The organism is Clostridium moutaii (assembly GCF_041205085.1).
GTDB lineage: Bacteria > Bacillota > Clostridia > Clostridiales > Clostridiaceae > Clostridium_B > Clostridium_B moutaii.
On the sequence record NZ_JBGEWD010000007.1, the window covers coordinates 29728 to 43732 of the forward strand.

The following is a 14005-nucleotide window of genomic DNA, read 5'->3' on the forward strand; positions in this document are numbered from 1 at the left end:
ATATATACAAAGGAAATGGACAAATTAACCCCCCTATTCTGACATTATTGTAGTAGTGTATCAAATTTTTATCTTTTAATGCCCATAATGTCATATATTTTACCCACATCAATGTTCTCCCTGACTATATTAGCTAGCTTGTCTATTTCTTTTTCTCTAAGATCCTCATAGATTGTTGATTTTTTATAACTCAATCCCTTATTTTCTCTTATCCTGTTTGCAATGTATTCTCTAAAATCAATGGCATCAAAAATACCATGTATATAGGTTCCAAATACATTTTGTTTTGCATTTAAAGCTCCATCTTCTATGTTGACCTTCTCCTTATTTTTTTCTATCAATTTAAACAGTGGTTTTGCATCTGCACCATATTTACATATTCCCATATGAATTTCATATCCATATACATCCAATTTCCTTTTTTCTAAAGCTCCATCATTTTTTGTCATGGGAAAATCCACATTACTTCTAGCCTTTATTCTAGTAGTGACTTTTTCCCTTTCAAACACAGTCTCTATATCTAAAAGTCCCAGTCCTTCTACTTCTCCTACATCTGTTTCTGTCTCATAAGGATCCTTTATGGACTTTCCAAGCATCTGATAGCCGCCGCATACTCCTATTATAATTCCGCTATTACTGTATTTTTTAATACAGGCTTCAAGTCCACACTGTCTGATTTTTATTAAATCCTCTATGGTGTTTTTGCTTCCAGGAATTATGAGTAGATCAGGATTCCCAAATTCCTCTGTGGAAGTTATAAATCTTACAGAAATATCATTTTCACTTTTTAGTGCATCTAAATCCGTAAAGTTGGATATATGAGGCAATTTTATTACAGCTATATCTATAGGTGCTGTAACCTTTTTGTTAAATTCCACAGCTCCATCTTCATCTTCCAATGCCAGATTAAAATAAGGTATAACTCCTATACACGGCACTTTAATAACATCCTCCAGCATTTTAAGACCAGGCTTTAATATGTCTACATCTCCTCTAAATTTATTTATTATCGTACCTTTTACCCTGTTTTTTTCTTCCTTCGTAAAAAATAACATAGTTCCTGCAAGAGAAGCAAATACTCCCCCTTTATCTATATCACCTGCTAAAAGCACTGGTGCATCTACTATCTCTGCCATACCCATGTTTACAATATCTCTGTCCCTCAAGTTTATTTCTGCAGGGCTTCCAGCACCTTCCATAACTATTATTTCAAAACTTTTTTCCATTTTTTCAAAATGATTTTTAAGCATGTCTCTAAATTCCAATTTCATATTGTGATATTCCATTGCGGTACTATTTCCATATACCTTGCCGTTTACTATTATCTGACATTTTTTATCTGATGTTGGTTTTAACAATATGGGATTCATATAGGACTCTGGCTGCAACCCAGCTGCATAAGCCTGAAGTACTTGAGCTCGTCCCATTTCTTTGCCATCCAGTGTTATATATGAATTCAATGACATATTTTGAGATTTAAACGGACATACTGAATATCCATCTTGTTTAAATATTCTGCAGAGAGCAGAAACAATTATACTTTTACCAACAGAAGAACCTGTTCCCTGAATCATAATTTTTGCCATAATGGTTACTCCTCCTTAACCTTCTTAAGTATAATAAAAATTTATTTTTAAATAAAAACGAAAGGCAATGAGCCTCTAGAGCTCATTGCCTTTAACATAAAAACCCAGCTTGTGCTGAGAAATCAATCATACTAAAAGTTTCTTCCCCTCCGAAAGCAAAATAAATTAGGCAGGTTTCCTGACTTATGATAAATGCTTGTTTTTATCTTCTTATTCTAAAATGATAAAACAAAACTCATTATCAAATACAGTAGCGGGGGCTGCTGCGGATTTTAACCGTATTCCCTTTTCACCTATATAAGGCACCTAAAATTTTTATTTAATTATAGTCTAAGTTTATTATAATCCGGCTTTCATGTCAACCAACAGATATAAGCAAATTTTTACCATTTAGATGAAAATACTCCTTATAGACAATCTCCACCTAAACTCCAAAATCACTTGATATTATATTTTATTAAAAAATCATTATCCTCAATTACTTCATTATAAATATCATCTCTTATTAAACAATGATCTTCCGAAAATACCAACACACGTTTGAAAAGTCCGTTTACATATTCAAAATCATGAGTGGAACATATTATAGTTTTTCCAGCTTTATTTAACTCTATAAATAAATTATTTAAAAACTTTTTACCTTTGGGATCTATTCCACTCATAGGTTCGTCTAAAACCAATACTTCTGGATTAAGAGCAAGTACGGAAGCTATGGCAACTCTCTTTTTCTCCCCTCCACTTATATTATATGGCTCCTTATTTTCCAAATTCTTTACATTTAAAAGATTTAAACAATCTTCCACTCTTTTTTTTACTTCTATTTCATCCATGCCCATTTGTCTTGGACCAAAAGCCACCTCTTCATAGACACTGGAACAAAAAAGCTGTGCATCTGAATTTTGAAAAACAAATCCCATTTTTTTATGGAATTTCTTTGAAAAATTGCCTTGTTCCAATTTATCGCTGGATATTTCTAAATTGTTAAAATAGTAGCTTCCATTTGTAGGAAATATCATTCCGTTCAATAGTTTCAAAAAAGTTGATTTACCGCTTCCATTGGCCCCTATAAGTGCCACTGAATCTCCCTGTGCTATTTTAACATTTATATTTTTCAAAACTTCTTCATCTTTATACTTAAAAAATACTTTCTTAAATTCTATCATCTTAACCTCATCCCAGTTATGTAAAAATACATAATTATAATAAAAATATTTACTATTAAATATAAAAAATCTGTAAACTTAAACTTAAACTTTGCATGAGAGATGTATTCCCCTGTAAATCCTCTACATTCCATAGCATAGTACATCTCATCCCCCATTTCTTTAGATTTTAAAAACAAACTCCCCATCAGTTTTGAAATAGAAGAATACTTATTGTTATTTCTTCCCACAGACCTAAGCTTAAGAGAATAAAACATATCTAGTGCAAATTCTCCTAAAATATAAATATATCTTAAAGTTATATCAAATACTAAAATAAAAATATCTGGTATAAAAAACTTTTTTAACGCTTTTATTATATCATGCCAGCTGGTAGTGTAGGATAAAGTATTTATGGAGATTATAGTTCCAACTACTTTTAATATAAGCAATATGCTATTTCTCGTATTTCCCATAATTATAGATGGTATTAGCATTACAACAGTAAACAATGGCACAGCTGTACTTAAAATCAATATTTTTTTTATTTCCCTTATATCCAAAAGGCTCAATACTAACAAGAAATATACATCCACCAGAAATACATAGTGAAAGCTCTTGGATAAAGATAAAAATATTATATTTAAAATGGTAAAAAGCAATTTCACTGTAGGATTTAAATTGTATACAAAATTATTTCCTCTTCTATTATTTCTTTTAATAAGAGACAGAAGATGTAATATAGAAAAAATACTTTTATCTATAAATTTATCTTTATCTTCTGTAGGGACATAGTTATCCTTTTTTAAAAGCCAGTCTTCCATAAATTACACCCTCAATTTTAAATTATAATATGCTCATGTTAAAAATATATCATAATTATAAGTATATTTCAAACAAACTTCTAGCTTATGCTTTTATTACATATCATCCATAGCAAAAAAGGCATACCAGGGACCAATACCCAAAGCAGTTCCACTTGCCTGTTCTTTAATAAAAAATTTTTTCATTTCTTCTTTTTTTAAAGCAATCACCTGTATATCCTCTGCTGCTTCCAGCTGCTGCTTGGGGTTTTTATTTTCTTCTAAATTTTCATCCACTTCCACTTTAGCTACCCTTACCTTATCCGTTAACAGTGCCGCATTTGAATACAGTGAAGGTCCTACTGATTTTACTTTTCCTATATATCCCGTTTCTTCCTTTAGCTCTCTCAGCGCATTTTCCGGTAAACTGCCACTTTCTACAAGTCCTGCTGGAAATCCAATAACATAATTGTCTATGGCCGGTCTATATTGTTTTATAAGTATGTATCTATTAGATGGTATCATTTTAGCTATTATCACAACTGTATTTATAGTATTAGTCCTCTCTATACTCTCCCATTTTAGCTGCTCATGATTTTTCCCCAGATAAGTTATCTCTTCTAATTTAATCCAATTTCCTTTATACACAGTTCTCTGTGATATTTTTTTCATTATGCTCCCCCCAGTTTTTTAATTTCTTCTCCAATTATCTTAAAGCCCTTCTTAATATTCTTTTTACTTACTCTCGAAAACCCAAGTCTTAAAGTATCCTTTCCACCATCGTCTACATAAAATACATCTCCAGGAGTAAATATTACCATTCTCTCGCAGCATCTCTGTAAAAGCTCCCTGGAATTTATATTCTTTAATTTTATAAATATATGCAGTCCTCCCTCTCCAAGTATCTCTCTGCTTGATATATATTGCCTTGCGCACTCTAATGCAAATTCATATTTTTCTCTGTATACTCTCCTTGCCTTTTTAATGTATTTATCAAAATTTCCATTTTCAAGATAGTCATAAAAAACCGCCTGATCCAGGGATGATGTATGAATATTCCTGGATCTCTTGGCACTTTCTAAATATCCTGTAAGTATTTTATCTGATAATATCCAACCTATTCTTATTCCCGGGAATAATATTTTTGAGAAACTTCCTATATATACAACACTATTACCTTTTCCACTAAAAGCAGCTATAGGTGACACATGTGCACCTGAATACCTTAGCTCTTCATTAAAACCATCTTCAATTATTGGTACATTATAGTTTTTAAGTATATTGTACAGTTCCACCCTCTTTTCCGGTGACATCACAATGCCTGTGGGATTGTGATAAGAAGGTATAAAATAGGAGATTTTAAATTTTTCTCTTTCCAATTTTTCCTTAAGATCATTTAAATTTATACCCTCTTTTCCAACTTGAACTCCCTTTATATTTAGTCCGTGCAATTTCATAATTTTAATTGCAGTATTATGGGTAGGATTTTCACACAATATATTATCTCCCCTATTGGTAAGACAAGATAACACCAAGTCAAATCCCTCTGTAAATCCATTTGTTATAAGTATATCTTTTCCCTCTATGTCAACTCCCTTATTCTCCATATATTTAAGCAAATATTCTATGAGGGATTTATATCCCTGGGCATACCCATAATTCAATACTTTTTGCCCTTCTATAGACATGCGGTTCAAAAATGCTTTTTTAAATTCCTCTATATTAAAAAGTTTTTCATCTGGAGCTATACTCTTAAAAGATATCATTCCACTCTGCCATTTTGTTTCATGTTTAATTATATCCAATTCTTCTGACAGTTTCCCATAGCCATTTATTTCATCTTTCCAATTTATATTCCATTTTCCCTGAAGATCTACTTTTACATTTGAAACAAAAGTACCTTTTCCTTTTTTTATATAAACAAATCCTTCATCCTGTAAAAACTCATAAGCATATAACACTGTATTTCTGCTTACATTTAACATGACAGCCATTTCTCTGGAAGATGGGAGTTTCTCACCTCCCCGGAGCAATCCTTTCAATATCATACCCTTAATATAATCTTTTAATTGTATATATACAAACTTATTCTTTGTTATTTTCATATCAGAGAACATAATAAATTTCACCTCAATTATATTTTACACAATTAAAGAAATAAATAAAGAATAATATCTACTACCTAAATTGGAGGAAATTTTACAAACACTGATTACAAAACCACAGTTTAAGTAAAATGACCTTAGTGTGGTTCTTTATTTTATATGGCAAATGTATAGAATAAATATTAAGAATAATATTTTAAAAGACAAAATCAATAAAAGAATAATTTTGTGGAGGAATTAATATGAAAATAGGAGTTATAATGGGTGGAATATCTTCAGAAAGAGAAGTTTCATTAAACTCAGGTAAAGAAATAGTTAATTATTTAGATAAGAATAAATATGAGGTTAAACCTATTGTTATAGACAGGAAAAGTGATATTTTTGAAAAAGCAGCAGATATAGATTTTGCGTTTATTGCACTTCATGGAAAATTTGGGGAAGACGGTATAATTCAATCTGTATTTGAAACCATGGATATTCCTTATTCCGGCTGCGGTCCCTTAACCAGCGGCATCTGCATGGATAAGGATATAAGCAAGAAAATATTTAAATCCGTAGGAATTAATACTGCAAAATGGATATGTATTAATTCAGTGGAAGAAATAAATTATAAATACTTAGATGAAATAGGTTATCCTGTAGTTGTAAAGCCTAATTGCGGTGGTTCAAGTGTGGCCACTAATATAGTAACTGAAAAGAATCAGGTGGAAGATGCTGTAAAACTTGCTCTCAATTATGATAGAGAAATCATAATTGAAAAATATATAAAGGGGGAAGAAGTGACCTGTTGTATATTAAATGGAAAAGCTCTTCCTCTAATTTCAATAAAGCCTAAAGCTGACTTTTTTGATTATACTTCAAAATATGCAGATGGCGGATCCGATGAAATAATAGTAGAACTTGAAAAATCTCTTCAAAGTGAAATAGAGAGGATATGTATTAAATGTTGGAAAGTTTTAAAATGCATCGGTTATGTAAGAGTAGATATGATAATAAAGGATAATATTCCATATGTGCTGGAATTAAATACTCTTCCGGGATTAACCAAAAACAGTCTTTTCCCTAAAAGTGCCCGGGCTGTAAATATGGAATTTGCAGAATTACTAGACAAGATAATCCAATATTCTCTTGATTCCACATCTACAGTATCTTCAATTGTCAAATAGTTAATTGTGTATATACTTTTTCATCAAGCGATTCTAGAGTACGGTGGAGTTTTCTCATAAAAAATGAAAAACTGTTTCAAATCTTTATTTTGAAACAGTTTTTCACTTTTTTAAAATATAAGAATTACTCATCTATAAAATTATTTCTTTACATACAAGTTTAAGTCTATAAAAAATCAAGCTTTCATTTTATCCTTATTATCCTGCTACAAACAGATGACTGCTAATACTCTTTGCCTTAGTAGAGGCAAGGCTTGCATTATTAACTAATTTATTTATAGAATCAAATATATCATTTTCTCCATTGAAATTATCTACTTTATATTCTGTCATTCCTATAGATATCGAAACTAAAATTTCATCAGGGAAATTATATTTTCTTATTAATTTTATTAATTTTTCTGCAAATACTTTGCTTTCATTTAGATAATAAGGCGTTAATATAGCAAATTCATCACCAGCATATCTACACAGATAAACATCTTCAGATGTAATATTTTCTTTTAAAATAGAAGCTACCAATTTTAATATTTTATCTCCATTTACATGTCCATATTTTTTATTTATAAATCCAAAGTTATCCAAGTCTATAAATATAATTGAAACTTGCTTACCTTTTTTTATAAACTTATATACATTATAAAATATGTAATCATTTTTATAAAGTCCTGTAAGTAAATCAATATGTTTTCCCAATTCAATTTTTAAAACTATTTTCGTAATAAACCCTGCAACTATATTTTTTTCTTTTACCAATACAACTTCTAAATCTTTATTCAAGTTAAATATATCCATAATTTCCCATATACATGCATTTCTATTTACATATACATATTTATCAGACATAACATCTGCAATTATTCTGTTTGGATGGGCTGTAATCAATTCTTTTTCTGTAACTACACCTACTAATTCATTAAATTCATAAACTACAAAACATTTAATATTATTTTCATAAAAATGGCGTTGAATGGAATTGACTCCAGAAAACATATCAACTTTCACAAAATTTTTATTCATCATACTTAAAATATTTTGTATCATAAATTTATAGATTTACTAACATGCAATGTTATATTAACCTGTGCTTTTATAATCATTGTTTCGTCAGCAATTTTACCTCCTTCCTCCATAATTATATCAATTAGCTTATTCACAGGAATTAAATTCATTAAAGATTTTTTAAGTACAACTGCCTCTACATTTTGGTGTTCTATTTTAATAACTTCATATTGATCCGGTGAAAGCATGTCCACCATTCTTTTAGCAGCTTCCGGGCCAATTGGTGATCTTCTGCCAACAATCAACACATCTTGCATTGGTGGTACTTCAAATTCTGAAAAATACATCGAAATTTCCGCTTTTTTTGTTCCTTGTACTCTATTTTTCATTAATATGTCACCTTCCCTATAATTCATATATAATATTATCATATTTTGTCTAAATTTTCTATAAATTATTTTATGTTTGTCATATTCAATGTAAGGAGCTGTATTTTACATTCACCGTTACCATTTTAGTACACAACCGGTTTTACGTTCAAATTCATCCTTTATCATATTTAATTTTTTATTATTAATCTCTTGACAGTTGTTTTCAATTTTCAATTCCACACTCAGGTCAAAATTATTAAAGGCTGGATTTTTCTTTAATATTATGTCTTTTCCTTTACAAAGTTCTAATGCAATTTTTATTATTTCATTTTGATTTGCACTGCTTGATATACTTATATCCCATCCTATACTGTTTGCTATTTTTTCAATATTTTTTTCATATTTTTTCCCTATTACAGGGCTTATAAAAGAAAGTTCTATATATTTTTTTTTCAAATAGGATTTTACACTTTTTTTATATGGTCTAAATTCTTCTCTATAAAAAGATTCATCAATTAATTTTAGAGCCTGGTTTTGTTCTACAGTTTTACATTTATCATAAGTCTTTATAATTATATTATCTGAACTTTCTCCTGCGAAAACCTCAGGCACCTTAAGCAGAATGTCAAGTCCTGTAATATTTTTAAATTCAGTCAATCTACTTTCTGCTATATTCAATACAGAATCCAAGGTTACTACGACTTCATTTTTCTCCAGCCTATACGATATTTTTTTAATATGATCTTGCTGAAAAAATTTTTTCACCACTTTAGAAGCTTCGTTTATATTTACTATATTGTTTATCTTCACTTTCCATCCCAATTCTTCTTGAAATTTTTTCATTACATCATATATATTCCCACTGATCACAGCTGGAAAATCAAAATTCAGAACAACTTTTTTCTCATCATACATATAGCTGGCTTTTTTAAAGTGAAACTCATTAAAATACTTATATACAAGTTCTCTCAATTCATTTGGTTTAAGCTCATTTTTATCCATACTTTCCTGTACTTTTTCTTTTCCTTTACAGCTAAACAAAAATAATCTTTTACTGTCACTTTCAAAATAATGGGACTCAATTATAATTTTCTGAAAATCCTCAAAAGTATTTTTTAATTTATTATTCCCTTTCCATATATAAAAAAGTTCTTCCAATGTAAATAACCTTTTATTATAATTACTAAGCACAAATTTCCATAGATTTTCTACATTAAATTCATCCAATTCTTCATAAGAATTCATAATTTTATCTATATATTTTCTCCATTGTTTTCGAGGTTTATGTATATTGATTTCATAGCTTTCTCCACATTTAGGGGCATACACTCTTCCATTTACCTCTGAAAAAAGTTCCTTGGAAAAACCTTCCACTACCTTTTCACCTCCATGAACAATAAATATATTCCTTGGATTTAAAAAGTGGATTAGAGATTTTATTTCAGATTTATCACTGTGGGCTGAAAGTCCTATTTTTTTCACATCACAATTTACTTCAACAGTTTTTTCATTTATACACAATTTTTTATCTTCTTCATCTTTTAAAAGATCCAATAATTTTCTTCCAGGAGATTCTTCGTCCTGGTAGCCTGTTATAACTATATAACCCTCTTCCATTGGAGCTATCTTTTCTGCATAATACTGACTGAATCCCCCTGTAAGCATACCTGAACTTGCTACTATCACACAGGGCTCCTGATTTTCCAATATGTTTTTCCTGATTTCATTATTATCCAATGCAATTATATTATCATCATAAAATGGTTCATTACCTTTTAATATCTTTTTCCCCAAGGAATTTTTAAGATAGAGCGGATTTAATTTATAAGTTCTATTTATATCTCTTATCATTCCATCTACATAAACTTTAATATTTTTCACTATTTTTTTATTAATTGCCTTTTTTAAAATAAGGATTACTTCCTGTGCCCTTCCAAGGGCAAATGCCGGAATAAGCATTTTACCTCTTTTTCTGCTGCATTCATTTATTATGTCAATAAGTTTTTCCTCTTCCACTTCCCTATTTGAATGGAGCCTGTCTCCGTAAGTGGATTCGAAAATTGCCACATCTGGTGTCAACTTTGGTACCTTTAATCCTTCCACAGTTTTTTGTGAAAACAGGGAAAAATCTCCGGAATAAAAAAATGAACCCTCCGGTGTAGTAATATAAATACAGGCAGCTCCTGCTATATGTCCTGCGGTATAAAAAGTGAGAACTATGTTTTTAAATATTGGAAATTTAACCATATAGTTAATTGGGAACACATGATTTAGCATACTAATAACATCCCCTTCTGCATAAAGGGGGATTTCGCCTTCTCTGTTGTTCATAATTTTTAAACTGTCATAAATCAATACTTTCATTAAATCTTTTGTCATCTTAGTTGTATATATTCTAGCCTCTGGATACTCCTTGCTTATCATAGGGAGTGAACCTATATGATCCATGTGGGCATGGCTTATAATTATAGCATCAACACCTCCACTATCCTGAACTAATTTAAAATCAGGTAAAGCATCTTTAGAAGAGCTTTGCCTTATACCACAATCCAATAATATATTTTTATTATATATTTTTAAGAGTATACAGCTGCCTCCCACTTCACGGGCTCCTCCTAAAAATGAAACATCCATATTTCTCTTTTCTCCCTTCTCTAATTCCATATTGATTGGTTTCTGCCAATTATAATTTCTATCAAGTGCTTAATATATATTATTATTATATATTAAGCACAAAATAATCAAACTATATTTTGTCTACATTAAAAAACAAGGTACAGCTTAAAATAAAGCTATACCTTAATGATAATACATGTTCTAAAACTGAATTTCCAATTGATCATCCCTTATTGTAATGTTATATTTTTTCCAGGAGGCGTAATTGCATTTGCAATATTTTTAACTGAAAAATTAGTAACGGTTTTAAATGCATTGCCTTGTTTAAATACAACCACAATAGGACTTTCATCTTCTCCAATTCCATATTCCTCTGGTACACTTTTTCCTGTAATGTCCATAACAGCGGATGCTACATTTCCATGTTTTTTTGAGAATTCCTCCATAGCATTCAACATTTCATCTCTGTTTTTTGCAGAGGGATAATAAAAACCTACCACCGAATAAAAACCATCTCTTATAAAATCTTCAAATCCCTCATCCTCTAGTTGTTTCAACATTATTAACTCCTCCCATCTTCTTATAATTATACTTATTTTGTATAATAAACCAGTATTTTTAAACAGTTTACAGCATATCCTTTACTAAAATGGGTATTTGGTATACCAAATACTATTGAAATCATAAGTGTCTTATGATATACTGTAAATGTAGAGTGAGGAGTAGAAACAAAGCAGTTTTAAAAAATATTCTTAATTGAACACTAAGTGGTGGTTTTAGTAGTTTCTTCCTTACTTACAACAGGTTGTTTTTTCACTGGTTTTGGTATGCGAGGCAAAACCAGTGACATTATACAGGCATATAGTGAAAGTATTGCAGCACAGGAAAATACAACATTCCATCCAAAGGAGCTAGCTAGATATGCTCCGAGACCACCACCTAAAATAGAAGCTATTCCTTTGCCACTATATAAAAAGCCATAATTGGTAGCGGCATAGGTGGAACCGAATACATCAGCATTAGTTGGTGGAAATAGAGAAAAGAGCTGTCCCCAAGTAAACATTATAAACATTAAACAAACTATATATAAAATATTGTTACCACCTATAATAGGTAAAACAAACAAAAATATTGCATTTAGACCGAAAGATATAAACATAGTTTTAGGACGACCTAGTCTATCTGAAATCCATCCCCAGAAAATTCGACCTATTCCATTGGCAAGGCTATTCAACATAACTGCCAGTACAATAACCGAAGAAGCTATACCCATTTCCTTTCCAAAAGGTTTTGTATTAGCTGTAATAATAAGTCCACCCACGCTAATAGAAAAGAACATGGACCATATAATCCAAAAATTTGGGGTTTTTAGCATTTGCAGAGGACTAAATCCGATTTTTGATTGATCTAATTTTGCAATTTCTTCTTTTTTATTAGGCATCTTTGATCCAACCGGATAGCGTAAAATCAAGGCTACAATTATAATTACAATACCTTGTAATATCCCAGTAACCATAAATGCTTTTGTAACACCACTGCTTTGCAATAAGTTATCGATTACAGGAACAAATGGCATTGAGCCCAATCCAAAGGCACCTGCTATTATACCAGAAGCCATACCCCGTCGATCCGGAAACCAACGGATTGCTACACTGACACATCCGCCATAAATAATTGCTGCACCAACTCCTGCCATAGCATAAGAAAAATACAAACCAGTAACGGAATTTACCTGTCCCATCATGCTCCAACCAGACCCAATCAATAAACCGGCAATAATAAACATTAACTTTGAACCAAATCTATCAAGCAGATAACCTCCCGCCGGCTGTACAAACGTTTCAAACATAATAAATAAGGTAAAAGCATATTGAATGACAGTCAGAGATGACTTTAATTGTGCAACTAATGGAGTAGTAAACAAAGTCCAAGCATATTGGAGATTAGCAATCATTACCATAGCTATAACAGCGGCAATCAACTGAACCCAACGATTACCCAAGATTGAGCCATATGCATTGATATTTTTAACTTTCATCTCGTCAACATTATTCATGCATTATTCCTCCTTAAATTCATATTTAATTATCAAAGATCCAGATTTAAATTAATGAAATAATTAATAATACTTACTTTTTTATCACCTTACTTTTTTTATTAATTAGAACCCCGGAGTTAGTAAACCAATCCGGGGGTAAAACTTTACCAAGTACATTACAAATTATGGTACTATTATATATTATATTATATTATATTTAAAATTTATTATTCTGCTACTGGAGGTACACGGTATTCTATTCCAACTTCTTTCATACGTTGATTTGCAAATTCCTGAAGTTTTTCAATATGTTCAGGCTGCAGATGGCTAAAACGTCCCTGATATTTTATATATTCACTAACTGGTTTCAATTTAGCAGGTTTATAGGTTAGTTTGTATTGATTCTCTACAAGTTCATATAATTGCACCATACCAGTTTCAACTGCCAACTTGGCAATTTCAACTGTTTTTTCTGCCGGGAAGCTCCAGCCTTTTGGACATGGTGCGTGAATGTAGAGAAAAGCTGGTCCATCAGCATTACAGGCTTTACGTACTTTATTCATTAGATCCAATGGATACCCTACTGATGCAGTACCCAGGTATTTTAATTCAGGATGTCCATGAGCCATAACCTTAGTAATATCCTTAGGCATGAGTTTTCTACCTTCTGGGACTACAGGACCAGCTGGAGTGAAAGTAGTCCAGGCACCATAAGGAGTAGTAGGAGAAGCCTGAATACCGGTATTGGCATAGGATTCATTATCATAGCAGATAAATACTATATTGTGTCCGCGATAAAATGCTGCAGATAGAGATTGAATTCCAATGTCAGCAGTACCACCATCACCGGCCATGACAATAATATTAGGGTATTCTGCATCCGTTTCATGTTTACGTATCATAGCTTTAAATGCTGATGATATTCCAGATGCAACTCCTCCGCCATTAGTAATTTGTGCATGTATCCATGGGACAGCCCAAGGTCCACATCCATAACTGGTATTTGCAACATACATACAACCTGTAGGTCCAATAAAAATTGTATTTTTTCCTGCTGCTTTAGCCACTAATCTATATTGAAGCGCTGGCCCACATCCAGCACAAGTACGATGACCTGGAACATAATATTCCTCTTTTGGTGCTTTTTTAATAGATTTAATTTGTTCTAACACTTAA

12 protein-coding genes and 1 riboswitch are annotated in these 14005 nt (G+C 31.1%); of the genes, 1 reads left to right on the forward strand and 11 read right to left on the reverse strand.

Translation table 11 applies throughout. From position 1 onward, the window contains the following. Positions 1–68: 68 nt before the first annotated feature. The 5 genes from AB8U03_RS08655 to pdxR all read right to left on the reverse strand — a co-directional run bounded on the left by AB8U03_RS08655 (position 69) and on the right by pdxR (position 5648). Positions 69–1586, reverse strand: coding sequence for a cobyric acid synthase (locus AB8U03_RS08655; RefSeq protein WP_369704150.1), 1518 nt, complete (start codon positions 1584–1586; stop codon positions 69–71). A gap of 151 nt (positions 1587–1737) precedes the next feature. Further along, positions 1738–1911: riboswitch (cobalamin riboswitch) on the reverse strand. Positions 1912–2023: 112 nt separating this feature from the next. Then, a complete protein-coding gene (locus AB8U03_RS08660; RefSeq protein WP_369704151.1) occupies positions 2024–2749 on the reverse strand; it encodes an energy-coupling factor ABC transporter ATP-binding protein in 726 nt (241 codons plus the stop codon). Beyond that, complete coding sequence (locus AB8U03_RS08665) at positions 2746–3552, reverse strand: energy-coupling factor transporter transmembrane component T (RefSeq protein ID WP_369704152.1); 807 nt, start codon at positions 3550–3552, stop codon at positions 2746–2748. Before AB8U03_RS08665 ends, AB8U03_RS08660 begins: the two co-directional genes overlap by 4 nt. Before the next feature lie 96 nt (positions 3553–3648). Beyond that, positions 3649–4203, reverse strand: coding sequence for an NUDIX domain-containing protein (locus tag AB8U03_RS08670; RefSeq protein ID WP_369704153.1), 555 nt, complete (start codon positions 4201–4203; stop codon positions 3649–3651). Then, positions 4203–5648: a MocR-like pyridoxine biosynthesis transcription factor PdxR gene (pdxR, locus tag AB8U03_RS08675; RefSeq protein ID WP_369704154.1), complete on the reverse strand. Its 1446-nt coding sequence runs from the start codon at positions 5646–5648 to the stop codon at positions 4203–4205. Before pdxR ends, AB8U03_RS08670 begins: the two co-directional genes overlap by 1 nt. Positions 5649–5878: 230 nt before the next feature. On the opposite strand from pdxR, the gene AB8U03_RS08680 reads away from it, so the two are divergent. Further along, on the forward strand, positions 5879–6802 hold the full coding sequence (locus tag AB8U03_RS08680; RefSeq protein ID WP_369704155.1) for a D-alanine--D-alanine ligase: 924 nt from the start codon (positions 5879–5881) through the stop codon (positions 6800–6802). 198 nt (positions 6803–7000) lie between these two features. Here AB8U03_RS08680 and AB8U03_RS08685 read toward each other — a convergent pair whose 3' ends face one another. The 6 genes from AB8U03_RS08685 to AB8U03_RS08710 all read right to left on the reverse strand — a co-directional run bounded on the left by AB8U03_RS08685 (position 7001) and on the right by AB8U03_RS08710 (position 14001). After that, on the reverse strand, positions 7001–7846 hold the full coding sequence (locus tag AB8U03_RS08685; protein WP_369704156.1) for a diguanylate cyclase: 846 nt from the start codon (positions 7844–7846) through the stop codon (positions 7001–7003). Next, positions 7843–8193 carry a hypothetical protein gene (locus AB8U03_RS08690; protein ID WP_369704157.1) on the reverse strand — a complete coding sequence of 117 codons (351 nt, stop codon included), beginning with the start codon at positions 8191–8193 and terminating at the stop codon, positions 7843–7845. Before AB8U03_RS08690 ends, AB8U03_RS08685 begins: the two co-directional genes overlap by 4 nt. A 117-nt stretch (positions 8194–8310) precedes the next feature. Next, the gene (locus AB8U03_RS08695; RefSeq protein WP_369704301.1) at positions 8311–10809 is read right to left on the reverse strand and encodes an MBL fold metallo-hydrolase; all 2499 of its coding nucleotides are present in this window, start codon (positions 10807–10809) and stop codon (positions 8311–8313) included. A gap of 212 nt (positions 10810–11021) precedes the next feature. Further along, a complete protein-coding gene (locus AB8U03_RS08700) occupies positions 11022–11351 on the reverse strand; it encodes a hypothetical protein (protein ID WP_369704158.1) in 330 nt (109 codons plus the stop codon). Between the two features lie 203 nt (positions 11352–11554). Beyond that, positions 11555–12847: an oxalate/formate MFS antiporter gene (gene oxlT / locus AB8U03_RS08705; RefSeq protein ID WP_369704159.1), complete on the reverse strand. Its 1293-nt coding sequence runs from the start codon at positions 12845–12847 to the stop codon at positions 11555–11557. A 209-nt stretch (positions 12848–13056) separates the two neighbouring features. Next, complete coding sequence (locus AB8U03_RS08710; protein ID WP_369704160.1) at positions 13057–14001, reverse strand: oxalate oxidoreductase subunit beta; 945 nt, start codon at positions 13999–14001, stop codon at positions 13057–13059. Between the last annotated feature and the right edge of the window lie 4 nt (positions 14002–14005).

Excerpts from the sequence above, each read along its gene's own strand:
- AB8U03_RS08655 (WP_369704150.1), bottom strand. The coding sequence starts at position 1,586 with ATGGCAAAAATTATGATTCAGGGAACAGGTTCTTCTGTTGGTAAAAGT.
- AB8U03_RS08660 (WP_369704151.1), bottom strand. The coding sequence starts at position 2,749 with ATGATAGAATTTAAGAAAGTATTTTTTAAGTATAAAGATGAAGAAGTT.
- AB8U03_RS08665 (WP_369704152.1), bottom strand. The coding sequence starts at position 3,552 with ATGGAAGACTGGCTTTTAAAAAAGGATAACTATGTCCCTACAGAAGAT.
- AB8U03_RS08670 (WP_369704153.1), bottom strand. The coding sequence starts at position 4,203 with ATGAAAAAAATATCACAGAGAACTGTGTATAAAGGAAATTGGATTAAA.
- pdxR (WP_369704154.1), bottom strand. The coding sequence starts at position 5,648 with ATGTTCTCTGATATGAAAATAACAAAGAATAAGTTTGTATATATACAA.
- AB8U03_RS08680 (WP_369704155.1), top strand. The coding sequence starts at position 5,879 with ATGAAAATAGGAGTTATAATGGGTGGAATATCTTCAGAAAGAGAAGTT.
- AB8U03_RS08685 (WP_369704156.1), bottom strand. The coding sequence starts at position 7,846 with ATGATACAAAATATTTTAAGTATGATGAATAAAAATTTTGTGAAAGTT.
- AB8U03_RS08690 (WP_369704157.1), bottom strand. The coding sequence starts at position 8,193 with ATGAAAAATAGAGTACAAGGAACAAAAAAAGCGGAAATTTCGATGTAT.
- AB8U03_RS08695 (WP_369704301.1), bottom strand. The coding sequence starts at position 10,809 with ATGGATGTTTCATTTTTAGGAGGAGCCCGTGAAGTGGGAGGCAGCTGT.
- AB8U03_RS08700 (WP_369704158.1), bottom strand. The coding sequence starts at position 11,351 with ATGTTGAAACAACTAGAGGATGAGGGATTTGAAGATTTTATAAGAGAT.
- oxlT (WP_369704159.1), bottom strand. The coding sequence starts at position 12,847 with ATGAATAATGTTGACGAGATGAAAGTTAAAAATATCAATGCATATGGC.